This window comes from Pseudoalteromonas luteoviolacea (genome assembly GCF_001696455.1).
GTDB lineage: Bacteria > Pseudomonadota > Gammaproteobacteria > Enterobacterales > Alteromonadaceae > Pseudoalteromonas > Pseudoalteromonas luteoviolacea_C.
Genome location: NZ_MAUJ01000005.1, coordinates 131,635 through 156,527 on the forward strand (window position 1 = coordinate 131,635; position 24,893 = coordinate 156,527).

The window sequence follows — 24,893 nt, forward strand, 5'->3', positions numbered from 1 at the left end:
CGTCGAGCAACGATCACTCATCGCTTATCTGCACACATCAATGAGCAGCTGATGAGCGATATCAGAAATCACCTTTGGTTCCTTTTGTGCCTGTGAATACGTTCTTAGTCCATATATGCCTACAATCAGACTTTGTGCCCTTTGCTCGGCAGAGCGCTCGCCTTCTAACGAGCCCTCTCGCTCCATTTGCGTAAATACATCACACATGAAGCTTTGCCAGAGTTTGCATTGATTGCTCAACACGCCCTGCGCCTCTTCATCTTGTTGCGCAATTTCATTAATGGCTTTTTGGCTCAAGCATGTTTGGGTTGGATCACCACTTACACACTCAGATACAATGCTGTCTAAATAAGCCTTTAGTCCACCTATTGCACTACTTTGCGCTGCAAATATGTCTTTTAATTCTGCCGTTCTATCTTGGTTATATTGTTCCAGTGCCGCTAACAGCAAGCCTTTTTTATTTTCGAAAGCACAGTAGATAGAGCCCGGGTGTAAGTTTGTAGCCCGCTTAAGATCTTGCATACTGGTTTTGTTGTAGCCTTTTTCCATAAAAGCATTCATTGCCGCTCTCAAGACTTGCTCACGGTCAAATTCAGCACTTCTCATATCTTGTCCAATTAACGTAATAGAATTTCATTTTAAACAATTTTGAATAAATGTTCAAAATAGGGGTTGAATGATCGTTCAAATATATATATCTTGAATGAACATTCAAATTAACGAGCTAGAACCCCATGACAAAAAGATTACTTCAACCTTATCGCTTAAACAGCTTGATAACCATGCAAAACAAACTATTGATGGCTCCATTAACACGGTGTATGGCGGATGACAATTTAGTGCCCACAGCAGAAATGGCACAATATTATGCACGTCGAGCAGATTCTGGACTCATTATTTCGGAAGCAACAATCATTCGACCGGATGGCCAAGGATACCCCAACACACCAGGGCTGTTCAGCCCAGCGCAAATCGATGGTTGGAGAAAAGTTACAAACGCTGTACATGAAAAAGGGGGTAAGATTTTTGCTCAGTTATGGCACACAGGTCGTGTTGCTCACCCACACTTTTATGGTGGTGACGAGGTGCTTGCGCCCAGTGCAGAAACGGTGGAGGGCACTGTGCCACGTATGCGAGAACTTACTTACATTACCCCTACTCCGGCTTCACCGGAACAAATTCAACAGCTTATTATCGATTACGCACAAGCCGCTGCGAACGCCATTGACGCAGGTTTTGATGGTGTTGAGATCCATGGTGCAAATGGCTACCTCATCGACCAGTTTTTACATTATGACAGTAACAAACGCACTGATCAGTATGGTCAATCCCCTGAAAATATGAGCCGTTTCGCACTGGAGGTCGTGGACGCGATAGCCGCGCGTATTGGCAATGAAAGAACGGCCTTACGTATCTCTCCGGGCGCTTATTTCAATATGGCACCAGATGTTAAAGACAAAGCAGTCTTTGATTATTTATTGCCGGAATTGGAAAAGCGACACCTCGCCTATTTACATATTGGGATCTTTGATGATGAGATGCAGTTCGAACATTTAGGTGGACGTGCTTCAGATTATGTCCGAGCACGTTATAACCAAACACTTGTTGGGAATGGCGGTTTCACCGCTGCCTCTGGTGAACAAGCAATTGAGGACAAGCGCTTTGATTTATTAGCAATTGGCCGACCCTTCATTGCTAATCCAGATTATGTAACGAAGGTAAAAAACAACCAAACATTAACGCCTTACAGTGAAGAAATGCTCTCCACGCTCTATTAATCCCTACCCTCATGCTCAATTACTTCGAAATAAGTGGTAATTGAGCTGCTTTCCACGCGAGAAAATCACCATCAAGGTGTTTTAGGTCAAATCCTCTTTGCAGCAAAATATCTTCAAATATGCGGGCCCTTCTACCGGAACGGCAATAAACGACCAACGTGTAAGGCTTCAACTTTTGTAATACTGCTGTTTGCGCTTCTATTTGGTCGTAAGGAATATTGATGGCCCCTTTAATATGCCCAGAAGCATATTCTTCCGGCGTTCTTACATCGATAATTTTAAACTCACTATCAGACATTTGATTTATTATTAGCTCGTGTGCAGAAATAACTGGTGTTGCAGCCAGCGTCGAATGTGACACGATTAAAAATAACCCAACAAATAAAAAGTTGATAAGTTGTTGCATTCAAACACGCCTCAATACATTTGATATCATCGTGACTCTTACTTTAATTCATCTCAACCGTACTCGCAAAATATTCAAGTCCAGTTTTCACTTTTAAAAGCACGCCAAAGAAACAAATAAAAACTTAAAATACATACAGTTAAAATCAAAAACCAACTTATCACTCCGTCTACTATCCATTAGTCTAATACCGAAATTACAGATTAAGACTATTACTTATTGCACGCGCGTTAGGGCTTACAAATCTTAGTCTTGTATTTGTTAGAAACTAAAATTTGAGTTTTTACTCTAAAGTACTAGACTCTTTTTTAGCTAATGAGCGAGTTAAACGCGAAGTGCCTAAAACACATACAAAATAATGATACTTTGTCTTTTATATTAAACAAATTGGTTATTATTTCGTCATAAAAGGCATGAACAATAGCGTTAGTTTCAACCCTACATGAGCACTGAGTGCTCTAGTTATTTGTGGCTTAGTAGTCCAGTAGTTTTGCCACTACATGTTCGGAAAAGCACATATGGAAAATACAAAAATAGCAGTTGTTACAGGCGCCCTAGGTGGTATAGGAACAGCCATTGTCCAACAATTAGTCGAACAACATTATCTCGTTGTCGCTGTTGCAAGCACGCGAAGAAATGAGTCAGACTTCGACAGATGGTGCAATGAATCTAATATCAATCCAAATCTAGTGGAGCCGCTGTTTCTTGACGTTACCGACGCCGAAGCTTGCCTAAACGGTGTAGAGTCTGTAATTGAGAAGCACGGTAGAGTCGACGTATTGGTTAATAATGCAGGGATAACGCGCGACTCTTCTTTCAAGAAAATGAATGTTCAGCAATGGCGTGAAGTCATAGATACTAACCTCAACTCCATGTTTAACATGACACAACCGCTGTTTGCACACATGTGTGCCAATAAGTCAGGCCGCATCATCAATATCTCCAGTGTAAACGGTCAGAAAGGTCAATTCGGTCAGGCTAACTACGCTGCGGCAAAAGCCGGCATGATAGGCTTTAGCAAGTCTTTAGCATATGAAGGTGCTAGAGCAGGAGTCACGGTTAACGTAGTTGCACCTGGATATACCGAGACACCAATGGTTGCCAAGATGCGTGAAGACGTGCTTGAAAGTATTAAAGCGCAAGTGCCAATGCAGAGACTTGCAACGCCTTTGGAAGTTGCTCAGACAGTAACTTTCCTTGCATCTGAAGGTGCGGCGTATATTACAGGTGAAACCATAGCCTTAAATGGCGGCCTGTATATGAATTAGTAAACACAGTGACTCCATTTAGAAAAGTACGCTTTTCTGCAGTAGGTGGAATTTGCATTTTTTAACGGAATAACTCTCAATAGGAAGCAAGCCATGTACAACGACTTTTTCAAATCAATCACTGAGCAAAGCGAAAAGTTTTTCTCTCCAGCAATTCAGTTCAATCAATTAGTTGCTAAGAATATTGAGCAATTAGCGAAGATCCAACTGGATGCTGCGCACTCTTTCACTGAAACTTCTGTAGAGCAACTAAAAACTGCGGCTGAAGTGAAAGATGTAAAGTCTTTCATCGACTTCAATGCTAGCCAGCTAAGCGCTGTGAACAAACTAAGCCAACAGCTTATCGAAGATGGTCAAAAACTAACTCAACTAGGGCAGGATTTTAAAGACAACCTAGAGACCATTTCAAAAGAAAGCGTTAAAGCAGCAAAAGCTTAATGCATTCAGCAGCCTAGTCAATATTTATTGTGCTGGGCTGACATACAACTTGGTAACACCGTGACATTAGATTAATGCATGCCCGTGCGAGTAAACATTAACTTTAAGCAATTTATTAGACAGGTCATTTTTAAACTCTAGTTTGAGCAATATAAATTACCAAGTTTTACACAAGGACACATTTGACTTTGCTTTTCGAAGCGACAACTAACCTGTCACACCTAAGACTAGGAAGCAAAAAATGGATATCGACAATAAAGATTTTACTCAGACCATGACCGCTTGGTGGCAGTATAATCAAGATCTCTACAACATTTTTTCCAGCAATTTATTTAAAAACAGCCCTGTACAAAAAGCACTCAACGAGCAAAGTGCCGAAGATTTTGGCCAATGGGCTCAAGAAATTACCAAGCAACCAGAGTTATTCGCAAAACAACAGTTAAACTGGTGGCAAGAGCAACTTAAAATTGTTCAGCAAACTTGGGAGCAAAGTATTAACGCTTCCTCAGAAGAAGTTATCTCTACTGAACGAGGTGACAAACGCTTTTTGGCCAGTGAGTGGCAAGAAAACCCTTGGTTTAGCTACATAAAACAGAGCTATCTACTATTTGGCCAGTCATTACTCGAGTCAATCCGCCAAACACCTGGGCTCGATGAAAAACTAAAAGAACGTCTGGAGTTTTTTGCCAGACAAGTCATTAACTCTATTTCTCCAAGTAATTTTATCACCACAAATCCAGAGTTATTGAAGCTAACTATAGAGTCGGAAGGGCAAAACCTCATCAATGGCTTAGAGCTATTTAAGAAAGACATGGCAAAAAGTGGTGACATGCTAAGGATAAGCATGACCAATGAAAATGCTTATGAGTTAGGAAAAGACTTAGCAACAACACCAGGGAGAGTCGTTTTTCAAAATCACTTGTTTGAGCTGATTCAATACAAAGCGACAACCAAAGACGTATACAAAACACCGCTGTTGTTTGTGCCGCCATATGTAAACAAGTACTACATTCTCGATTTAAAAGAAGAGAATTCCTATGTTAAATGGGCCGTAGACAACGGCCACACTGTCTTTATGATGTCTTGGAAAAACCCAGATCCAAGTATGTCAGAAGTCGGGTTTGAAGATTATGTGGTTGATGGTGTTATCGCCGCACTAGACGAAATCGAAAAGCTCACTGGCGAAGCATACGTTAACGCAATCGGCTACTGCATTGCAGGAACATTGGTTGCCACCGCGATGGCCTACTTCACATCCAAGCGCATGAAGCAAAAAATTAAAAGCGCAACGCTGTTAACAACATTGCTCGATTTTTCACAGCCCGGAGAACTCGGGGTCTTTGTCAACGAAGGGACAGTTTCAGCCCTAGAGGCGTATAATAAACAAAATGGCGTAATGCATGGGCATCTGCTTGGCGTATCATTCAGTATGCTCAGAGAAAACAGCTTATACTGGAACTACTACGTCAACAATTACCTAAAAGGTCAGCCTCCAATGGATTTAGACCTACTATATTGGAATGGCGATAGCACTAACCTGACAGCTAAGTGTCATAACTTTATGCTCAGAGATCTCTACTTAGAAAATCGTTTGATCGAAACCAAAGAAGTAGACGTCCGTGGTACTAAAATTGACTTGTCCAAGGTCAAACAACCTATTTACGCACTGTCTACCAGAGATGACCATATTGCTCTTTGGCAAGCAACATTTAAAGGCTTCCAATTTACGAGCTCTAAAACCACTTTTGTGCTTGGGGAGTCAGGACACATTGCAGGGGTGATAAACCCGCCTAAAGCGAACAAGTATGGCTATTGGAGTGGTCCAAGCCCAGAAGGGGAAGCCAATGCTTGGCTTGAAAAGGCTGATCATAGTAAAGGCTCTTGGTGGCCTCACTGGGGCAAGTGGATAACGCAATTTACTGAAGAAAAAGTGCCAGCCAGAGCAATTAAAACCAAAGCGAATCCAGGAATTTATGACGCACCTGGGGAGTATGTAAAAGCTAGGCTATAAGTTTTACCCATCGCTTTATTGCAGGCTCTGGCCAATCTGAGGATACACATTGATGAGCAACGCAAGTTGCTCATCGTCTATTTCGGGAAAGTGCTTGGTGGTTCTATAGCGCTCGTACAAAGGTAAAAATATCTTTTTACCCGATAGACTGTCTAACCTTGTGACAAACTCTCTCGCACTATAAGATGCCCCCTCACTTTCTTTCGCCCGACAACATGTTTGGTACTGAGCCAACAGCTGAGCAACATTGTAGCGAGACCCTGACTTTTTCAGTAAAGCATCTGCTTCAATAAAAAATGCCGCTCCCGTCCAATAAACGCGCTGGTATGCGCGTAAACGCCACATATTCAGTGATACCTTGTCCAATCGTCCAATATGAGTGCGTGTAGCCGCTTTTCCTCTTTCTAGGCCAGCCCGCATACGAGCCACAAACTCCTCTTGGCTATAAATTGCATTTTGCAACATTACGATATTTTGAAAGTAGGTCGCTAATCCTTCCGCCAACCAAAAATCTCGATATGCGAATAAGGGATGGTATAAATGTGATAGCTCATGATAAAGCGTCCAATCAGACTTTAACTCTTCTAAATGGTTAAACTGACCTATTCGCATTTCAATCCCATCGATTTTGCCTCTCACAACTTGCCCCCATGGGACAGGTTCGCTGGCTGAGGTCGCAGTAATTTTGATGGGTACGGATTTTTGAGATATTGGTCCGAGTGTGTTTGCGACTGCATGTAAGCCGTAATTTAGCCACTGTGATACAACAGCTTGCTGCTTTGAACTTAATGGCTGGCTGTCAAAATCAACAATCACCTCACGACTAAACACGGATAGGGGGGATATCAGTATGCACACTAGCACAGCCAGACTATGAAATAATATTCCCTGTTTGGTCATTTGCATCCTCGGCAGGTTAAACGCAAAACAATAGACCAAGTTAAGCATGCATATCTTTCATTCGATATACATGCCATGTTTTCTGTTTAATGAGCTACTTGCAAACCATCGTAAGAAGCTTCAGTATGCGCCCCTTTTTTAATGGTAAAGTGTCTACCACCAAATCTTACTCTGCCCCTTTTACGTTCAATAATTTTTTCGGCTAAACTTTTATCGTCCACCAAATCAACAAACTGCTTTCGGGCGCGATGGATTTGAATATTAATATGGCTTTCGCTGATCCCCAAATCCTTTGACAGTTGTGATACTGAAACCCATCCCCTCTCTTGCTCTTCATCTACCGCAGCCTCATCACGCGCCTTATATCTAGCAAGCAATGCAGTTAAGTAGTGATGTGTTCGGATATCAAAGTCGAGCGAGGCACCATTGTGGTTGACCTTCAGCTCGGTTATCTCTTCATCCAAGCTAATATCAAATAAAAACTCCAAACTCGATTGGTGCGCATTATCAATCGGCATCGTTGCTTCTTGGGAACCAGCCTCAACTTGGAATAAATACCATAACTCATTGGCTACACAAAAGTTGTCGCTGTCTGTCAAAGCAACGATTTTTCCTGACTCTAGATGCTCATAACACCAACACATCTTTTCATTATCATAGAAAACAACGATTTCAGGGTCACTTTCTGAAGGAAGGAAGTGATACTTTTCAAGAGAAATAACGTCGTCGGGCTGTTCTTTATTGGAGGGTATCAAAAGGTCTTTAGGCGGCGAGGTAGAATCGACGATAAATGTTTGCGGGTGCATTTCCGAAAATGTAATTTCGTCATCCACTTTAAGTGCGATTGCCTGATTATACGCAATCCGCTGCCCGTTCATCCAAACGCCATTCTTACTAAGGTCTCTAAGCTCCCAGTTATCACCATTGTGCTCAATCACAGCGTGGATACGAGATATTTCTACGCCGCTAACTTGCGTATCGACAGAATAAGTCAGTCTACCAAAGCGATGAAACGCCTTAAGATAAATAACTTCTGTACTATCCTTTACTCTGAGCTTTGCCATAAATCACCTTGCTTCAATTTCTCTATAAGACACTCGTATCGCGTAGTGTCTTTTTAGACTATCTTATAGGTTCATTCTAGCTACTAATGCTTCGCAAATAAATTACGCCTTATTACAGAGTTGAAAGTTTACCCAACAGCCTGAAATAACAACGAATCCCGGTAACTCTGGCAATCTGCTTTATAATTGCCTAAAGTTATCAATGACTCCCATCAATTGATCATCATTATGCATGCTTTATTGCGTCAGTTTTTGATACTTAACTTTCTCATTGCGATGACATGCCCTAGCTTGCACGCTGCTCAAAGACACATAGACGCCAAGCCTAGAGTAACCATTTTAGTTGATGACAGTTACCCACCCTATTCGTATGTTAGCAATGGTTACTTATATGGTATTTATGTTGAACAAGTGAAATTAGCCGCACGGCAACTCTCCGATCACTATCAAGTCACACTCGAAGCTATACCATGGAAAAGAGGCGTCGCTGCAATGGAAAGTGGCGAAGCATTTGCACTAATGCCCCCATACATTCACAAGGATAAGCGCCCATATATCTGGCCATATTCAGTGTCTTTGGGTGAAGAAGCGGTCGTCGCATTTTGCAATGAAGGCGTGACATTGGACAATATTCTTGGTCGTAAGCCGAGCTCTAGACCTATTAATATTGGTATTAATGCAGGGTTTTTAATTCTGGATGATGAACTTGCCAGCGCGAGGCAAAAAGGCCTAATAAAGATCTGGGAAAATAAAGACACCACTTCGAATATAAGAAAGCTGGCGAAAAACCGTCTCGACTGTTACTTGAATGATAGATTATCTACTCAAATGGGCATTGAGTCTTTGCAATCAGAATTTAAGACATTAGATATTAGTCAATTCAGAGAGGACCGGGTTGTCCTCACTCGCACAGCTCATATTGGTTACACTAAGGAAAATGGGGATAGATTCCCTTACAAATTAGACTTTATTGAAAAGATGAATAAAGCACTCCAAACCGTACAGAGAAAAAGTGCCCGTTGATTTACATTGCCTAGTTGACGCTCCAAAACTAAGCAAATAGTATTAAGTTACTCAATCAAGATTTGAGTCTGTATTCACTCATAGTCGCGATTTAATTGTCTTAATATATCAAGCGAGACGTGAGTGCGTACTTTAATATTTAAGTGAGAGCAAGGATATATTGCTCATTTTATTTATAAGGAAAGTCAATGAAACTTTTACTGAAAAAGAACAAGCTTAAAAACCTTAGCAACATCAACACGCTTCAATTTAACCACACGCCCAAAGTAGCAGGAGGCTTCGACCTCACCGCAGGTGGCTGTATGTCAAACAAATGCCGATTATCAAAAGAAGTCTGCCCTGTCTCTGAAGTTGGGGATTGTCATACTAAAGATCTCGATTGCGTGCTAGTGACCCTAGTGACCTGTAAGTGTTAAAGCTGCCTACAGTCACTTTTAAAATGTGAGAAAGGCCGAAGCCTTCTCACTTTATCGCATCCAAACTTTAATCTCAGCCAAGCCATTGGATTGTAAAAGTTGCAATTGAGATTCAACATTCTGACTATGCTCGAACTCAAATGCATCTAGCTCATCATCAAATATCACTGTCGCAGCACCGTCACCACCACTGCGCTTCACCTGATGCAATGCAATATCAGCTAAATTAACAGATGCTTCCCACCCAATTACGTGCCCACCAAGCATTTGTAGTGGATAGAATGACCAGCCTACAGACACTGTCATGTTTGTCGCTCTGCCATTAGGCAATGTAAAATCAAATTCGCCTATTGCCTTACAGAGGTCTTTAACGTACTCGTCTACATCATTACATTGGAAGTCTCGCAGCAAAAGAAGGAATTCATCGCCACTCCATCTGGCAACATAATCTGAACCTTGCGTTCGGGTGTTAAGCAAAGTCGCAAGCTGTTGCAAACAACTATCGCCACCAATTGGTCCATTCGCATCATTTACTTTACTAAATTTATCAATATTGAGGATCATCAATACAAGGCTCTTTCCTTGCTCTCGCAAGGACTGTGCATTTCTTTGATAATGCTCGATATCCTTAGGCAATTGGTCAAACAAGAAGCGCCTACTTTTTAATCCAGTTAATTCGTCAGAGTGACTCACCAATTTAAGCTGCGTGTTGACTTTATTTAACTTCTCATTGGCTTTTCTAAGTTCAGTGGTACGCTCTGTAACCAGTGCTTCTAATGCGGCCTGCTTTCTCCTTTCTTGTGCTCGGAATACCCAAAATACAAGATAAAATAGGAAGATAAATCCACAGGTAATAATGAGCCTAAAGAATACAGTTTCGTCAAAACGGCGTGGCAGAGTCAGCTTTACCGTTTTCAAATGGGCTTCTTGCCAATCTTCGCCGCGACGTTTGACCTCCAACTTAAAAGTAAACTCACCTGGCGGCAAATTCGTATATATTGCCTCTCTACGCGCCAGTGCATCTCTCCACTGATCGTCATGCCCTTCAAGTTTATAGCGAAATTCGATACTTTGCGGTGCATAGAAATCGATTGCTGTGTAGCGAATCGTCAAGTCCCGTTCATTAGTATCTAATGTAATATTTTCAATGATTTTATTTGGGGTAAGCTCTCTACTGGGTGTGGTGATCCCTTCAAAGCGCGGCTCAAGTTCACTGTCACTAAATAACTTAACGCTTTTAGGGATACGTACGACGCCCTGCAAGCTCGGATATAGCAGCACATCATCCACTTCAACAACGGAATCATGTCCTAGCCCAGTACAACACTGGCTGGGCATGCCATCCAATTGTCGATCAAACGGGTTAATGACTTGTTCAACTTTTAGGTTCTCTATTTCGCTGGTGAACTGCTCTATCGACATACGATAGACACCTTTCATTGAACTCACCCAGATAAAATTTTGTTTCTTGTCGTAGTGAAGAGACAAAATAGGGCCATAAGGTAACCCATGGGAAGCATCCAATTGATACCAGTCGCCAGTTGCAGTTCGGTAGTAAAGGCCGTCGTAAAAAGTACCAACTAAAGTCGTGTAGGTATCAACATGCAAAATGCTGGTAACATAGGCAGACTCTAAAGAGGTTTGCCCGCCAATTTTTTCAATGCCCCGTTCATTGTACTTATACGCACCTTTATCTGTGCCAATGAATCCAAACCTAGGGAAATCGACGACGTAGGTGACAAATTGGCTGCCTAAAAATGCATTATAGGTAAAAGGTGTTAAGCCATTGTAGTCAAGCCGATATAATCCCCTGCCAGTACCGATCCAAAGACCACCTTGATTGGATGGACTAATTGTAAAGACTTGCGTTTGGCGGAATTCTCGATTCGGTATAGCAAGTAGCCGGCCATTATCATAGATAACCACACCCCGGCCTGTGCCAAGGTATAAACGGTCATCCAAAAATTCCATATCGTGGACTTCAACGCCTTTCAATTGAGCTGGTGTAATAATGGGCTGATAGTTATCATCTTGATCTAGCATCCCTACGCCTTCGCGGGTCGCAACCCACACATTCCCTTTGGGCCCCATTGTCATCGCTGAAATGGCCTGCTTCCCTCTCAGACCTGCTTGAAATCGCTCAACTCGCCCAGCATGAGCCAACCATAGCCCCTCATTGATGCTTGCAAGCCATACATTGTCACTCTTGTCTATAAATAAGTCTGTAAACCAAATTCCTTGATCCAATTGCACCAAATCTACTGACTGCCACTCACCACCGCTTTCTTTGTAAAGCAAGCGGCCATATGTCGAGATCCACAAACCACCTTGGTCATCACTTAAAAACTTGTAAACTGCACTGTTTCCAATCTCATCAAAGCGCCTTAATACTTCATCGAAGTCTAAAAAAAATGCACCGATCTGAGACGCCAAATACAGCTTGCCATCTACCCATGCTAAGTCATGAATATTCGTTTGAGCCAATTGCCTTGGTAGGGAGATTTTACTTGAAAGCTCTAGCCTCATGCCATTTGAGCCAACAGATTGTGCTTCACCAATGCGTAAAAGATGGCGTTCATTTACAAGCCAGATCCCATCGGGAGATGGGGCCATTTTTGTCACTGCGCCGACGATTTGGCTAATATGAGTAAGAGAAAGCTTGCTGTCATCTAAATTGTTTTTGTCCAACATCAGTCGCTTGGCTGAGATGTAATACAATCCGTTAGCGGCCACCCAAATATTGCCCCGAGTGTCTTCGATGATATCTTTGACATCCGCTTGGATCTTAAACTGTTGCGCTTTCATTGTTTGCGGATCAATGCGCAACACGCCGCGGCGTGTACCCACCCAAAGCATACCAAAGCGATCAACAAGCAGCTTATTAATCGCATTGCTCACCAAGAAGTTGCTATTTTGTGTGTTGTAATTCACAAACTGGTGGCCATCAAAGCGACTCAGACCAAACTGGGTTCCCAACCAAATATAACCTTGCTGATCTTGCACCACACTTTTAATACTTTGCGATGGCAAATCATTTTGCATATTCCACTGCTTTACAACATAGTCGTTAATCGCACCATACACATTGGTTGCGATCAGCATAACTAACAGTAGAAAAAACTTGTGCATAGACTCCCTCTTACTCAAACGTTCTTTTAGCCGCCAAGGACACCTGTTTTAAACAAAGCCTGGATACAAATTAATGAAAATATACCTGCAAGTACATCGTCTGCCATTATACCTCGACCACCATGCAGCTTTTTATCTAGCATTCTAATCGGTCCGGGCTTTGCAATATCAAAAAAGCGGAACAAAGCAAACCCCACAAGGAGCGACTGCCAGCTGATCGCTGCACCTATCATGGTGATATAAAAACCGACTACTTCGTCCCATACTATGGCTGGGTGATCATGAACGTCAACATCACGCGCAGTTTTTCCACAAATCCACACGCCAAATACAGTCATTAGGATAGCTAAACTAATTTGAAACCAAACGGGTAACGTCATAGTTGCAAAAATAAAAGGCAACGCTGCTAACGTACCCACAGTACCCGGTGCCTTTGGCGCCAAACCAGTACCAAAACCCAACGCAAAAAATTGATGTGGGCGTTTGAGATTGAACTTCAACGGCTTATTCAAACTCGCTCCTAATTAAAATGTTCATATCCAATTTGCTCAGGCAAAATATACTTTTCACCATGCTTAAGCAGCTCAATATTGCCAACATTACTGGTTACTTGACCAATACATTTCGCTTCGACACCATACTGGCTCAAACGCGCTTCAACTGCGCTACGATTACTGTCATTGACCGTAAATAGTAACTGATAGTCATCTCCATAAGACAGGCTCAGCATATCAATAAGCGCTTGGTCTTCAATAGACTTTAAATCATCTGAGATTGGTACACTGGCAACATCAATGTCAGCGCCAACCGTCGAGTGATTTAATATATGCTGTAAATCTGCCAATAACCCATCTGAGACATCAATACACGCTGTCGCCAACCCTCGGAGCACTTGCCCCGCTGCGACATGTGGCTTTGGATAGTGAAGTTTTTCCGTCACACGTTTGGCTTGCTCAGGCGATAATTCGATCCCTCGCTTTCTAGACTCGATAGCCAGTGCAGCGTCACCCACCTGCCCAGTTAGATAGATCCAATCACCTACATTTGCGCCGGAACGGGTTAACGCTTTGCCTTTGGGAATGATTCCCTTTGCACAAATAGTAATCGTTAAAGGTCCTTGAGTTGTGTCTCCTCCGATTAATTGCACATTATAGTACTCTGCAATTTCATGCATCCCTTCTGTAAACTGCTCTAGCCAAGTCATATTCACATCGGGTAAAGTCAGGCCAATCGAGACCCAAGTAGGCTCAGCGCCCATTGCCGCCAGATCACTTAAGTTGACTGCAAGGACACGGTGCCCTAATGCTCTAGGTGGGATATCAGGAAAAAAATGAACACCTTCTACTAAGGTGTCAGTGGTGACTGCTAATTGACAGTTTTCAGGGACTTCAACAACAGCACAATCATCACCAATGCCAATGGCCACATCACGACGCGTAATGCCACGACCTTTGAAGTAATGATTTATTAACTCAAATTCCTTCATACATTAAAAAAGCCGGCCAATGCCGGCTCTCCTCATGACTGTAATTATTTGCGGATTTTCTTAACTGCTTTGTCCAACACGCCATTTACAAATTTATGGCTGTCTTCTGCACCAAACATCTTGGCCAGTTCAATCCCTTCATTAATAGCCACTTTATAAGGCACATCTTCACGGAACTTAAGCTCGTAAGCACTCACGCGCAAAGTCGCCAATTCAACCATGTCTAAATCGTCAAATGGACGAGACAAATGAGGTTGAATAGCCTCATCTAACTGTTTATGGTTTACTGCAACGCCACGCGCTAAGTCTTTAAAATACTCAACGTCTACTTTCGAAACGTCATTTTCAATTAACATTTGCTGTTCAATATCGGCAATCGGGTTGCCGCTAAGCTGCCATGAATAGACCGCTTGCAATGCAAGTACGCGTGCTTTACGTCTAGCTGCTGGTTTCACTGAGATTCCTCTTAAATTTGCTCAAGTACGTTAACCATCTCTAATGCGCCAAGTGCAGCTTCGCCACCCTTGTTACCCATTTTAGTTCCCGCACGTTCAATAGCTTGCTCAATACTTTCTGTCGTTAATACGCCAAATGCAACAGGAATATCGTAATCTAATGAAACGCTTGCTAATCCTTTGTTAGACTCATTGGCAACAAGGTCAAAGTGAGGTGTACCGCCACGAATGATGACACCCAATGCAATGATAGCATCATGCTCTTTTTTCATTGCTAGACGTTTTGCTGCAAGAGGTAACTCTACTGCGCCTGGTACGTATACCACTGTGATGTCTTCCTCTTTAACACCACCAGTGCGCTTTAGTTCATCCACTGCACCCTCTAACAAGCTACTGCCGATAAAGTCATTAAAACGAGAAATGACAATGGCAAATTTCTTACCAGGTGCGAATTTGTTACCTTCAATTATTTTCATTAGATGATTCCTAATCAGTATTAGCAATAGCCAAATTGACGCGCATGATAGCACATCTTAAAGAAAAACACCTACTGTCCAAACCAGTCAGCAGGTGTAAAAAGAGTTAAAGCCCAGTTTTATTGAGGCTCTACATAATCTACAACTTCCAGGTGGAACCCTGACAATGCGTGATATTTCTTTGGTAAGCTCATTAAGCGCATTTTTTGGATCCCGAGATCCGCCAAAATTTGTGACCCAACACCCACGGTACGAGAAGTACCTTGGAACTTACGGTAATTAATTTTTTCACCTTGGTCCTCTGCCGCAAATGCTTTGACAAGTTGTTCAAGGTCTTCTGTTTGTTCATTTTTACCTAGAATAACCAACACGCCCTCATTTTCCGCGATGTACTTCATGGCACCGTGTAAAGTCCAGCTTCTATCAGCACTACGATCAGACAGCAAAATATCATTAAACGTGCTTTGTAAGTGCACACGTACTAACGTGGGGTCGTTCTCTTTTATCTCACCTTTTTGCAGAACATAGTGCAGTTGGTTATCAATTGTGTCTTTATATGTAACTAAATCAAATTCACCAAACTCAGTAGGTAGCTTACACTTTGCTACTCTCTCGATTGTTGTTTCGTTTAGGTTACGATACTCGATTAAATCTGCAATTGTGCCGATTTTAATATCATGTTCTTTGGCAAACACTTCTAGCTCAGGGCGTCTTGCCATGGTGCCGTCTGGGTTTAAGATTTCAACAATCACAGATGAAGGCTCTAATCCAGCTAAACGAGCCAAGTCACAACCCGCCTCTGTATGTCCGGCACGAGTTAAAACACCACCTGGCTGAGCCATAATAGGGAAAATATGACCAGGCTGAACAATATCTTCTGGCACAGCGCCTTTGGCAACCGCGGCTTGCACTGTACGTGCTCTATCGGCTGCTGAGATGCCTGTTGTTACACCTTTTGCAGCCTCAATTGACATTGTAAAGTTAGTAGAAAACTGAGCGCCGTTATTTCTAACCATCAGCGGAAGGTCGAGTTGCTGACATCTCTCTTGCGTCATAGTTAGGCAAATCAAACCTCGGCCATATGTCGCCATAAAATTAATCGCCTCGGGCGTGATATGCTCTGCCGCGATGATTAAGTCGCCTTCATTTTCTCGGTCTTCATCGTCCATCAAGATAACCATTTTACCGGCTTTAATATCTTCGATGATTTCTTTTGCGCTGTTTAAGCTCATAATCTTCCCATTATTTACTTTGTTTGTATGGCAATTATTTTATAAAGCCAGCTTGTGCCAACAAACTGGTTGTGAGAGTCGATTCACTGGCTGGCGCTTGTGTACCTTGAATCAAGCGCTCCAAATATCTTGCAATTTGATCAACTTCTAAGTTAACCATAGTACCCACTTTAAAGTCAGCGATGGTTGTTTCTTGCGCTGTATGCGGCACTATCGTAAGTTTAAATTTATTACCTTCTATGGCATTGACGGTAAGACTAATTCCGTCGATTGCCACAGAACCTTTGTACGGTATGTACTTGAGTAGCTCACTCGGCGCAGACAACCAATAGTCTGTAGCGCGCGCGTTGGTTTCAACAGCAACAATCGTGGCAATACCATCGACATGACCAGACACCAAATGGCCGCCCAACCGAGATATCGGCTGCAGCGCTTTTTCTAAATTCACTTTCTGCCCTACGCTATATTCACCAAAGCGGGTCAGCGACAAAGTTTCGTTAGATACGTCAGCACGAAAGCCATCTGTGTACTTTTCAACCACGGTTAAGCATACGCCGTTCGTTGCAATGCTGTCTCCGAGCGCGACATCAGCCATGTCTAGTGAGCTTGATTTTACACGCACACTTAAATCACCCTGTTTCAAAGTTAATTCAGCGAGCGTACCTGTTGCTTCAATAATGCCTGTAAACATAGTTTCTCTTACTTTTTAATCGCGCTAATACGAATGTCATTACCAACTTGCGTACAATCTGTTATTTGGAGTTCTTGGATTTGGTCCATTTCAGTTAACATGTGACTTTTAAATAATCCCTTGCCATCATCCCCAATTATTTTAGGTGCAAAGTACACAATATACTCATCAATCAAGCCTTGCTCATGCATCACCCCACACAGAGTCGCCCCCGCTTCTAGCCACACAAGGTTAATGTCCCTGCTCGCTAGAAAACTAAGTACTGCCTTTAAATCAAGCTTATTATTTATCGTTGGAAGACAGACTTGTTCTACAAAGTGAGGCCAGTTGTGCTGATTATCAAGCTTTGAACGTAAAATAATAACTTTAGAATGGCTTTCAAAGAGCGCAAGACTCGGCAATAGACGATTTTGAGTATCAATGATAATTCGCAGTGGCTGTCGGACATCAACACTGTCTTGCGCTGGGATTAAACTAGGCAATTCCTCAGCTCGTACATTAAGGCGGGCATTATCGGTCAAGACTGTATCAGCGCCAGACAAAATCGCGCAGCTCTTAGCTCTAAATGCTTGGACATCACGCCTTGCATCTGGTCCGGTTATCCATTTGCTTTTGCCATTTTGCAATGCTGTTTTGCCGTCTAAGCTCGCAGCGAGCTTTGCCACCACGTAGGGTAGGCCATGCTCCATACGCTTGAGAAAACCTTTATTAAGCGCCCTAGCTTCTTGCTCTAAAAGCCCAGAAGCTGTTTCAATACCTGCCTGTTGCAACATTTTTAAGCCGTTGCCAGCCACTTCAGGGTTCGGATCTACCATGGCGCAAATGACTTTACTTACACCAGCATCAATTAACCCCTTAGCACACGGGGGGGTTCGACCATAGTGGCTACACGGCTCGAGAGTGACATAAGCCGTAGCGCCACGTGCTTGTTCTGCTGCTTCACGCAGTGCAAAAACTTCTGCATGAGGGCCACCAGCTTGGACATGAAACCCTTGACCGACGATTTCACCTTCTTTTACGATGACACAGCCTACATTTGGATTTGGCGTTGTAGTGTTAAAGCCCTGTTTAGCAAGCGCGATGGCCATTGCCATATAATCGTGATCTGCCTGAGTGAAATTCATCAGTCGCCAAGCCTCGCTATTTCTTCGCCAAACTCTTTAATATCTTCAAAACTACGGTACACCGAAGCGAAACGAACATATGCCACTTTGTCCAATTTTTTTAACGCTTCCATGATGCACTCACCAATCATTTGGCTATTAACTTCACGTTCACCGGTGGCTCTGATTTGAGATTTAATCTGATGTACTACTTCTTCAATTTGCTCTGTACTGACAGGACGTTTTTCCAATGCTCGGTGTAAACCATTTAATAATTTATCTTCATTAAACGGTTCTCTTGTGCCATCTTGCTTAATGACTCTGGGCATGAGAAGCTCCGCGCCCTCAAAAGTTGTAAAGCGCTCATGACAAACAATACACTCACGACGACGACGTACTTGGTGACCTGAGGCCACTAATCGCGAATCAATAACTTTGGTATCTTTCGCCGTACAAAAAGGACAATGCATATATTCTCACTGTATAGTCAATCTCTACAATGCGGCGCTTTGTGGTTGGCAGCTAACATTTAATCCGTTGAGTTAACTCTCGTTTTAAATGCAGCGCGTGATATTTAACAATAAAAAAGGCCGCATAATTGCGGCCTTAATGATATCAAAAATAACACTAATTGTGTCTTAAATTATGCGTAAACTGGTAATTTAGCGCAGATAGCTTTTACTTTTTCTTTCACTTCAGCTTGCACAGACTCATCATTGATGTTGTCTAGTACGTCACAGATCCAACCTGCTAGTTCACCCGCTTCCGCTTCTTTGAAGCCACGACGTGTAATTGCTGGAGAACCAATACGCAGACCAGACGTTACAAATGGAGAACGCGGGTCGTTTGGTACTGAGTTCTTGTTTACTGTGATGTTTGCACGGCCAAGTGCTGCATCAGCATCTTTACCTGTGATATCTTTGTCGATTAGGTCAAGAAGGAACAGGTGGTTATCAGTCTTACCAGAAACCACTTTATAACCACGCTCTTGAAGTACCGCAACCATCGCTTGTGCGTTCTTAACAACTTGTGTTTGGTAAGCTTTAAATTCTGGCTCTAGCGCTTCTTTAAATGCAACCGCTTTAGCAGCGATAACATGACATAGAGGACCACCTTGACCGCCAGGGAATACCGCGCTGTTTAACTTCTTGTAGATGTCTTCATCGCCACAAGCAGACACAATCAAACCACCACGAGGACCAGCCAGAGTTTTGTGAGTTGTCGTTGTTACTACGTGCGCGTGAGGTACTGGATTTGGGTATACACCAGCAGCAACAAGACCCGCTACGTGTGCCATATCAACTAATAGATATGCACCTACTTTATCAGCAATCTCACGGAATTTAGCCCAATCAACAATACCTGAGTATGCTGAAAAACCACCGATGATCATTTTTGGCTTGTGCTCAAGCGCTAGCGCTTCAACTTGTGCGTAGTCAATTTCACCAGTCTCTTCATTTAGACCGTACTGAATAGCATTGTAAGTTTTACCAGAGAAATTAACATGAGAACCGTGCGTAAGGTGACCACCGTGAGCAAGGCTCATACCTAGTACAGTGTCATGTGGCTGAAGTAGCGCTTGGAAAACCGCAGCGTTTGCTTGAGAACCTGCGTGCGGTTGCACGTTTGCGTAATCTGCGCCAAATAGCTCACACGCGCGATCAATTGCTAACTGCTCAACAACATCTACGTGCTCACAACCGCCATAATAACGCTTGCCTGGGTAACCTTCAGCATATTTATTTGTAAGCTGTGACCCCTGCGCCTCTAGTACACGTGGGCTACAGTAGTTTTCAGATGCGATTAGTTCGATATGCTCTTCTTGACGAGTCGTCTCTGACTGGATCGCTTGATGTAATTCAGGGTCAAAATCTGCAATATTCATGTTACGTTCTAACATGGTTTCTCCTAGGTGCACGTATGATTAAGTTTATCGTCTGCAATTGTACGCAATTTACGGTCAGTTGCCTACGAAATCTGCGTGAGCATATTTAAGCAGGGATTGAATTTATTTCACAGTCTTTATGGGATGATATTTTTTTATTTAAACATAAAATTTATTTATGCAATATCGGGATTACATTTGAAATTGAAATGCGCATGCACATAATAAGTGGCTTTATGTGCATGCTAATTCAAAAATTAGTGCGAGATATTTTATGCTAACTTGGCAAATATACGTTGTTTAAGCTGAGCATAATCGGCATCAATCGTTTCAGCTAGGCATGGCTTAGCCAGTGCGTCAGACAACACTTCTGGCATTTCAAGCTGTTGTTGTAAAACGCTTTCTACAGACTCTTTAAACTTCGCAGGATGTGCTGTTGCTAAGAAAATACCCGTTTCGCCAGCCTCACAGTTCAAATCGAGACCTTCATAAGCGATAGCGGTATGAGGTTCTGCAATATACCCTTGCGAGTTGATTTCCTGCATCACTTCTCTTGTCCGTGACTCCGATACAGAACTTGAATAAAAGTAATCTTTATTGAACACACCGTTTTTGATCATGCTTTCAACGCGTGGCCAGTTATTAGGTTTACTCACATCCATCGCATTTGAAAGTGACTCTAATGTGGCATTTGGATCCCACTTTCCAGACTGCAGGTATCGCGGTACGGTATCATTTTGGTTGGTTGTCGCACTGAGCTTTTTCACCGGCAGGCCGATTGCTGCTGCGATCATCGCCGCGCACACATTACCAAAATTACCGCTCGGTACTGAAATATGAACATTGTTGCGCAGGTCACGTGGCACTTGTGAAAATGCCTCGAAGTAATAGCAAACTTGCGCTAAAAGACGGCTAATATTAATTGAATTAGCTGAGTTAAGCCCCAGTTTAGTCTTTACTTCATCATCTAAAAATGCCTGTTTAACAAGTGCTTGGCAATCATCAAAGCTGCCATCAACGGCATAACAATGAATATTTTTGCCCAGCGTTGTAAACAGCTTTTGTTGCGCGAGGGAAATCTTACCTTTTGGATAAAGTATAACAACATCCACGTTTTCTTTTTCGTAGAACGCGTGCGCAACAGCAGCGCCTGTATCACCGCTGGTGGCTGTTAATATCGTGACTCGCTCACCTTGACTGAACAAGCTAATACATTCAGACATAAAGCGCCCGCCAAAATCTTTAAAGGCTAAAGTTGGGCCATGAAACAATTCCAAGCAATATTTATTTTCTTCAACTTGAACAAGTGGTGCTGGAAAGTTAAATGCACGCGCCACCATGTCATTAAGCGTATCTTCCGGTAGTTCATTGCCAATTAAATGTTGTAAAATTTTGCCACTGCGTTTTGCAAATGGGAGTGCCAATAACGCTTCAATGTCAGTCAGTTTGTGAAGCTCATCAGGAAAGAAAACCCCTTGATTTCGGCCCAATCCCACTTTAACCGCTTCTGTAAACGAAACCTGTTGTTCTGGGTCCATTAAATTTACTAAATTCATATTTATTCCTTAAGCAAGCTCTCGAGTGCCTTGATTATCAAATTTACAGATATGGCTAAAGCCATTTTCGTCTACATAGTTTGCGTTTAACCAGCCTTCACAGCGTTTAGCACTTTCAAAGGACGTACATAATGCAAATAATGTTGGTCCTGCACCGGAAATACTCACTACTTCTGCGCCAAGCTCAGGTAAGCTCAACTGCGCTTCTGCGAACCCCTTTATAAGCGGTACCCGACTTGGTTCTGCTATCGTATCCTGCATTAACGCCAATGCATTATTGAAACGCTTTTGCTGCAATAAGGCAGTATAAGTCGCTAATCGCTGTGCAAATCCTACACTCTGACCAAGACTTAAAGATGATGGTAAAACGGCTCTAGCCTGTGCGGTATTTAACGCAAATCCAGGGAACGCAACAACAATGTGCCAATCCGGTGACGTGGGTAATGCAATTGCTCTATCTGGCACTATCTCAGATGTCAATTGTAAACCGCCTAAATAGCAAGGTGTAATGTTGTCATAATGGCGCGCACCACTGACTTTTGCTTCAAAGTCAGCCATCAATTCAATCATTTGTACCTGAGAGAGTGCTGTTCCACTATATGCATTGAGCGCCGCAAAAGTCGCCACCACTGAGCAGGCGCTTGAACCTAACCCTGAGCCAATTGGTAAGCGCTTTTCAAGCGTGAGTGAGACACTCGGCATATCAGCTTTGACATGCGCTCTAAAATGAGTCAAACACTGAAAAGCCAAGTTTTCTTCCTGATTGCTTGGTAATTTATGGGCATATTCACCTATGCATTGAAATGTATCTTGTTCGGCCTCTTCGATATGAACAATATCTCCTAACAATTGCTCATCCACAGGCGCGATTGCGGCACCTAAAGAGTCAAAACCAACACAAAAGTTGCCAATAGATGCTGGCGCAAAAAACTTTCTCATGCTGCCTTCCTTATCTAGATAGAGTCTTTAGTATGTCTGCGAAAACACCTGCCGCTGTCACTTCTGCGCCAGCACCATAGCCTCGAATCACAAAAGGTTTAGGCTGATAGTATTGACTCAAAATAGCCAGTGCATTCTCGCCATCTCGAATGTCAAACAGTGCATGCTGCGCATCAACTGCTTCTATACCCACTCTGCATTTGCCATTCGTTATACTGCCCACATAGCGTAACTTTTTACCTTCACTTGCCGCGCTTTGTACTCTGTCAGAAAACGCAGCGTCTAGCTCTGGCAAACGCGCCATAAAGTCCTCAACACAGGTTCCCTCTGCAAAATCATCGGGGACAACAGGCTCTACTTCTATATCACCCAGCTCTAACTCAAAACCGGCTTCACGGGCAATAATCAATAATTTACGAGCGACATCTGTGCCAGATAGGTCATCTCTTGGATCTGGTTCGGTAAACCCATTGAGTTTCGCTTTTACCGTTGCTTCAGAAAGAGATAGCCCATCTTCAATTGCACCAAACATATATGACAGTGAGCCTGATAGTATGCCACTGAAAGAGAGCAGTTCATCACCCGCACCAAACAACAGTTGCAAGTTATCCAATACAGGCAGTCCCGCGCCAACATTGGTTTCGTATAAAAACTTTCTGCCCGAATTAACAGCCGCTTGCTTTAACTGCCTGTAATAGGCCATATCGCCAGTATTGGCTTTTTTATTAGCGGCAACGACGTGAAACCCGGCTTCTAAAAATTGGCTGTATTGGTCTGCCAGTACTTGAGAAGAACTACAATCCACAATCACGGGGTTAATTAAATGGTTGGCTTTGACAAATTGCTCCAGTTTGTCAATAGAGAGTGACACCTCAGACACGGCTAACTGCGACTGCCAGTCCTGAAATTGAATACCATCCGTTGACAATAAACACTTTTTCGAATTGGCAACGCCATACAAATTCAATTTGATATTTCTGTTAGCCAGCCAACTTTGTTGCTTTTCCAATTGTTTGACCAACTCTGTGCCAACTAACCCACAACCTAATAGGAACACGTCTATGGATGGGACATGAGTAAAGAAATTTTCATGACAAACCTTCATCGCGTCTTTACACAGTTCACCTGACACAACCGCAGAAATCGCGCTTTCAGTTGAATCTTGTGCAATCGCTACAATGTTAACTTGCGCTTGCGCCAAAGAAGCAAAGAACTTGGCGGCCAACCCTTTGTGCGAGCGCATGTTGTCTCCCACTAGGGTGACTATCGCAAGATCCTTTTGGACCTCAATAGGTTCGATAAGACCAGCTTTCGTTTCTAATTCAAAGGCTGACTGTAACGCCTGCATTGCAAGTGGTAAGTCTTGCTCATAAACACAGAAGCTAATACTAAACTCACAAGAAGATTGTGTAATAAGTACAATAGATACGTTGTCATTTGCCAGTGCCGAAAATACCCGAGCAGCCATCCCCACTTTGCCTTTCATGCCTGGCCCAGAGACCGTTAGCATCGCAAGTTTATCTAAACTAGATAGCGCTTTTACAGGCGAGTCATTATCACTTTGCGCTGAAATCATGGAGCCAGGAACGTCAGGATCATGCGTGTTTTTAATTTCGCAAGGCACATTCGCTTTGGCACATGGCAAGATTGTTTTAGGGTGCAGTACTTTTGCACCAAAGTACGCCAGCTCCATAGCCTCCTTATAAGACAACTTAGCTACTTTCGTTGCTTTTTTGATAAGGCGAGGGTCCGCACTATAAACACCGTCCACGTCCGTCCATATTTGGCAGATCTCTGCATTAATACTTGCAGCAATTACGGCTGCTGAGTAATCAGAACCGTTTCGACCGAGCGTCGTCAGTTCACCTAATTCATTGCTGCCAGTAAAACCAGCTACGATGTATACACCCGCGCCTTTTGAATCTATGTGTTTGGCAAGCGCAACCTTGGTTTGCTCAAGGTTCACTTCTGAGTCCAAGTATTGTGATTGAGTTTTAATGCACTGGGTAGCGTCTAAAGCTTGTGCGCTGTGGTTTTTTAGCATAGTGACCATCAGTGCAACACTGATCCGCTCTCCAAAACTAATCACAAAGGCGTTAACTGAATCAGGACATTGCTTAAGCAACTTGACGCCGGCAAGTTTGTCTTTCAGTTCATTCAACTTTGGCCATTCAACCAAAGTACCGAACTCAGACTCCACCGATGCTTTAAGTGCGTTGCAACGAGACTCAAATACTTCCCATAGTGCTTCATAGTCTTGGCCGTTAGCAGCACAATCCGCTAATTCCACTAATTGGTCTGTCATACCACCAGGCGCTGAAAGCACGACCACTGCACTGCCATTGCTGTAATTTGATATCAGAGACTGTACTCGTTGCAGACAATCAAAATCCGCCAATGAAGAGCCCCCAAACTTTAAAACTCGCATACTGTGTTTTTCCTCATTCCTAAAACGAAAAAAGGCCTGTGCTCTCGGTGAGCACAGGCCTTTTATGATTACGCACGGACCTATGCCACTATCCAGTATGGATGGTGGTCGTAATAATAATTGTCACGTTACGTGTAATTCGGTTCATAGTTTCTTTGACTAACCTAATTCAAAGTTGTTTAAAAATTGCTTACCTAAACTAGACTGCC

General features: G+C 42.9%; 23 protein-coding genes. 6 read left to right on the forward strand and 17 right to left on the reverse strand.

The annotated features are described in order from the left end of the window. Positions 1-24: 24 nt before the first annotated feature. Positions 25-606: a TetR/AcrR family transcriptional regulator gene (locus tag A7985_RS15555; RefSeq protein WP_065791376.1), complete on the reverse strand. Its 582-nt coding sequence runs from the start codon at positions 604-606 to the stop codon at positions 25-27. Positions 607-734: 128 nt separating this feature from the next. On the opposite strand from A7985_RS15555, the gene A7985_RS15560 reads away from it, so the two are divergent. Next, complete coding sequence (locus tag A7985_RS15560; RefSeq protein WP_065791377.1) at positions 735-1,778, forward strand: alkene reductase; 1,044 nt, start codon at positions 735-737, stop codon at positions 1,776-1,778. Between the two features lie 19 nt (positions 1,779-1,797). On the opposite strand, the gene A7985_RS15565 is transcribed toward A7985_RS15560, so the two are convergent. Then, complete coding sequence (locus tag A7985_RS15565; RefSeq protein ID WP_081310600.1) at positions 1,798-2,184, reverse strand: rhodanese-like domain-containing protein; 387 nt, start codon at positions 2,182-2,184, stop codon at positions 1,798-1,800. 518 nt (positions 2,185-2,702) lie between these two features. Here A7985_RS15565 and A7985_RS15570 point away from each other — a divergent pair. The 3 genes from A7985_RS15570 to phaC all read left to right on the forward strand — a co-directional run bounded on the left by A7985_RS15570 (position 2,703) and on the right by phaC (position 5,901). Beyond that, positions 2,703-3,452, forward strand: coding sequence for an SDR family oxidoreductase (locus tag A7985_RS15570; protein WP_065791378.1), 750 nt, complete (start codon positions 2,703-2,705; stop codon positions 3,450-3,452). A gap of 93 nt (positions 3,453-3,545) precedes the next feature. Beyond that, positions 3,546-3,890 carry a phasin family protein gene (locus A7985_RS15575; protein WP_063355347.1) on the forward strand — a complete coding sequence of 115 codons (345 nt, stop codon included), beginning with the start codon at positions 3,546-3,548 and terminating at the stop codon, positions 3,888-3,890. A 241-nt stretch (positions 3,891-4,131) separates the two neighbouring features. Continuing rightward, entirely contained in the window at positions 4,132-5,901 is a 1,770-nt protein-coding gene (gene phaC / locus A7985_RS15580) for a class I poly(R)-hydroxyalkanoic acid synthase (RefSeq protein ID WP_065791379.1), read from the forward strand. Positions 5,902-5,916: 15 nt separating this feature from the next. Here the strand turns inward: phaC and A7985_RS15585 are convergent, their stop codons facing one another. Both A7985_RS15585 and A7985_RS15590 read right to left on the reverse strand, forming a co-directional pair. Then, positions 5,917-6,801 carry a M61 family metallopeptidase gene (locus A7985_RS15585; RefSeq protein ID WP_141685384.1) on the reverse strand — a complete coding sequence of 295 codons (885 nt, stop codon included), beginning with the start codon at positions 6,799-6,801 and terminating at the stop codon, positions 5,917-5,919. Positions 6,802-6,887: 86 nt separating this feature from the next. After that, positions 6,888-7,865, reverse strand: coding sequence for an FHA domain-containing protein (locus A7985_RS15590; RefSeq protein ID WP_065791380.1), 978 nt, complete (start codon positions 7,863-7,865; stop codon positions 6,888-6,890). 228 nt (positions 7,866-8,093) lie between these two features. Here A7985_RS15590 and A7985_RS15595 point away from each other — a divergent pair, with 228 nt between their 5' ends. After that, positions 8,094-8,888 carry a substrate-binding periplasmic protein gene (locus A7985_RS15595; protein WP_247684814.1) on the forward strand — a complete coding sequence of 265 codons (795 nt, stop codon included), beginning with the start codon at positions 8,094-8,096 and terminating at the stop codon, positions 8,886-8,888. A 188-nt stretch (positions 8,889-9,076) separates the two neighbouring features. Beyond that, entirely contained in the window at positions 9,077-9,304 is a 228-nt protein-coding gene (locus tag A7985_RS15600; protein WP_065791381.1) for a hypothetical protein, read from the forward strand. A gap of 51 nt (positions 9,305-9,355) precedes the next feature. Here the strand turns inward: A7985_RS15600 and A7985_RS15605 are convergent, their stop codons facing one another. The 13 genes from A7985_RS15605 to thrA form a co-directional block, all read right to left on the reverse strand. Continuing rightward, positions 9,356-12,433: a ligand-binding sensor domain-containing diguanylate cyclase gene (locus A7985_RS15605; RefSeq protein ID WP_065791382.1), complete on the reverse strand. Its 3,078-nt coding sequence runs from the start codon at positions 12,431-12,433 to the stop codon at positions 9,356-9,358. Positions 12,434-12,459: 26 nt separating this feature from the next. Beyond that, positions 12,460-12,945, reverse strand: a complete 486-nt coding sequence (locus A7985_RS15610) for a phosphatidylglycerophosphatase A family protein (RefSeq protein ID WP_065791383.1) — start codon at positions 12,943-12,945, stop codon at positions 12,460-12,462. An 8-nt stretch (positions 12,946-12,953) separates the two neighbouring features. Then, positions 12,954-13,919, reverse strand: a complete 966-nt coding sequence (gene thiL, locus A7985_RS15615; protein ID WP_065791384.1) for a thiamine-phosphate kinase — start codon at positions 13,917-13,919, stop codon at positions 12,954-12,956. A gap of 44 nt (positions 13,920-13,963) precedes the next feature. After that, on the reverse strand, positions 13,964-14,374 hold the full coding sequence (gene nusB / locus A7985_RS15620) for a transcription antitermination factor NusB (protein ID WP_046356678.1): 411 nt from the start codon (positions 14,372-14,374) through the stop codon (positions 13,964-13,966). Between the two features lie 11 nt (positions 14,375-14,385). Further along, on the reverse strand, positions 14,386-14,850 hold the full coding sequence (gene ribH, locus A7985_RS15625) for a 6,7-dimethyl-8-ribityllumazine synthase (RefSeq protein WP_065791385.1): 465 nt from the start codon (positions 14,848-14,850) through the stop codon (positions 14,386-14,388). Between the two features lie 119 nt (positions 14,851-14,969). Continuing rightward, complete coding sequence (gene ribBA / locus A7985_RS15630) at positions 14,970-16,082, reverse strand: bifunctional 3,4-dihydroxy-2-butanone-4-phosphate synthase/GTP cyclohydrolase II (protein ID WP_065791386.1); 1,113 nt, start codon at positions 16,080-16,082, stop codon at positions 14,970-14,972. Between the two features lie 34 nt (positions 16,083-16,116). Then, positions 16,117-16,773, reverse strand: a complete 657-nt coding sequence (locus tag A7985_RS15635) for a riboflavin synthase (RefSeq protein WP_065791387.1) — start codon at positions 16,771-16,773, stop codon at positions 16,117-16,119. Positions 16,774-16,781: 8 nt separating this feature from the next. Then, positions 16,782-17,897: a bifunctional diaminohydroxyphosphoribosylaminopyrimidine deaminase/5-amino-6-(5-phosphoribosylamino)uracil reductase RibD gene (ribD, locus tag A7985_RS15640; RefSeq protein ID WP_065791388.1), complete on the reverse strand. Its 1,116-nt coding sequence runs from the start codon at positions 17,895-17,897 to the stop codon at positions 16,782-16,784. Beyond that, positions 17,897-18,346, reverse strand: coding sequence for a transcriptional regulator NrdR (gene nrdR, locus A7985_RS15645; protein ID WP_063370806.1), 450 nt, complete (start codon positions 18,344-18,346; stop codon positions 17,897-17,899). Before nrdR ends, ribD begins: the two co-directional genes overlap by 1 nt. 173 nt (positions 18,347-18,519) lie before the next feature. Next, positions 18,520-19,776 carry a serine hydroxymethyltransferase gene (gene glyA, locus A7985_RS15650; RefSeq protein WP_063370805.1) on the reverse strand — a complete coding sequence of 419 codons (1,257 nt, stop codon included), beginning with the start codon at positions 19,774-19,776 and terminating at the stop codon, positions 18,520-18,522. Between the two features lie 257 nt (positions 19,777-20,033). Next, positions 20,034-21,317: a threonine synthase gene (gene thrC / locus A7985_RS15655; RefSeq protein WP_065791389.1), complete on the reverse strand. Its 1,284-nt coding sequence runs from the start codon at positions 21,315-21,317 to the stop codon at positions 20,034-20,036. Positions 21,318-21,326: 9 nt separating this feature from the next. After that, a complete protein-coding gene (gene thrB, locus A7985_RS15660; protein ID WP_065791390.1) occupies positions 21,327-22,256 on the reverse strand; it encodes a homoserine kinase in 930 nt (309 codons plus the stop codon). Between the two features lie 10 nt (positions 22,257-22,266). After that, the gene (gene thrA / locus A7985_RS15665) at positions 22,267-24,684 is read right to left on the reverse strand and encodes a bifunctional aspartate kinase/homoserine dehydrogenase I (RefSeq protein ID WP_065791391.1); all 2,418 of its coding nucleotides are present in this window, start codon (positions 24,682-24,684) and stop codon (positions 22,267-22,269) included. Positions 24,685-24,893: the final 209 nt, after the last annotated feature.

What these genes read in the sequence shown, in the direction of transcription:
- A7985_RS15555 (WP_065791376.1), bottom strand. Translation starts at nt 606, where the DNA reads ATGAGAAGTGCTGAATTTGACCGTGAGCAAGTCTTGAGAGCGGCAATG.
- A7985_RS15560 (WP_065791377.1), top strand. Translation starts at nt 735, where the DNA reads ATGACAAAAAGATTACTTCAACCTTATCGCTTAAACAGCTTGATAACC.
- A7985_RS15565 (WP_081310600.1), bottom strand. Translation starts at nt 2,184, where the DNA reads ATGCAACAACTTATCAACTTTTTATTTGTTGGGTTATTTTTAATCGTG.
- A7985_RS15570 (WP_065791378.1), top strand. Translation starts at nt 2,703, where the DNA reads ATGGAAAATACAAAAATAGCAGTTGTTACAGGCGCCCTAGGTGGTATA.
- A7985_RS15575 (WP_063355347.1), top strand. Translation starts at nt 3,546, where the DNA reads ATGTACAACGACTTTTTCAAATCAATCACTGAGCAAAGCGAAAAGTTT.
- phaC (WP_065791379.1), top strand. Translation starts at nt 4,132, where the DNA reads ATGGATATCGACAATAAAGATTTTACTCAGACCATGACCGCTTGGTGG.
- A7985_RS15585 (WP_141685384.1), bottom strand. Translation starts at nt 6,801, where the DNA reads ATGACCAAACAGGGAATATTATTTCATAGTCTGGCTGTGCTAGTGTGC.
- A7985_RS15590 (WP_065791380.1), bottom strand. Translation starts at nt 7,865, where the DNA reads ATGGCAAAGCTCAGAGTAAAGGATAGTACAGAAGTTATTTATCTTAAG.
- A7985_RS15595 (WP_247684814.1), top strand. Translation starts at nt 8,094, where the DNA reads ATGCATGCTTTATTGCGTCAGTTTTTGATACTTAACTTTCTCATTGCG.
- A7985_RS15600 (WP_065791381.1), top strand. Translation starts at nt 9,077, where the DNA reads ATGAAACTTTTACTGAAAAAGAACAAGCTTAAAAACCTTAGCAACATC.
- A7985_RS15605 (WP_065791382.1), bottom strand. Translation starts at nt 12,433, where the DNA reads ATGCACAAGTTTTTTCTACTGTTAGTTATGCTGATCGCAACCAATGTG.
- thiL (WP_065791384.1), bottom strand. Translation starts at nt 13,919, where the DNA reads ATGAAGGAATTTGAGTTAATAAATCATTACTTCAAAGGTCGTGGCATT.
- ribH (WP_065791385.1), bottom strand. Translation starts at nt 14,850, where the DNA reads ATGAAAATAATTGAAGGTAACAAATTCGCACCTGGTAAGAAATTTGCC.
- ribBA (WP_065791386.1), bottom strand. Translation starts at nt 16,082, where the DNA reads ATGAGCTTAAACAGCGCAAAAGAAATCATCGAAGATATTAAAGCCGGT.
- A7985_RS15635 (WP_065791387.1), bottom strand. Translation starts at nt 16,773, where the DNA reads ATGTTTACAGGCATTATTGAAGCAACAGGTACGCTCGCTGAATTAACT.
- ribD (WP_065791388.1), bottom strand. Translation starts at nt 17,897, where the DNA reads ATGAATTTCACTCAGGCAGATCACGATTATATGGCAATGGCCATCGCG.
- nrdR (WP_063370806.1), bottom strand. Translation starts at nt 18,346, where the DNA reads ATGCATTGTCCTTTTTGTACGGCGAAAGATACCAAAGTTATTGATTCG.
- glyA (WP_063370805.1), bottom strand. Translation starts at nt 19,776, where the DNA reads ATGTTAGAACGTAACATGAATATTGCAGATTTTGACCCTGAATTACAT.
- thrC (WP_065791389.1), bottom strand. Translation starts at nt 21,317, where the DNA reads ATGAATTTAGTAAATTTAATGGACCCAGAACAACAGGTTTCGTTTACA.
- thrB (WP_065791390.1), bottom strand. Translation starts at nt 22,256, where the DNA reads ATGAGAAAGTTTTTTGCGCCAGCATCTATTGGCAACTTTTGTGTTGGT.
- thrA (WP_065791391.1), bottom strand. Translation starts at nt 24,684, where the DNA reads ATGCGAGTTTTAAAGTTTGGGGGCTCTTCATTGGCGGATTTTGATTGT.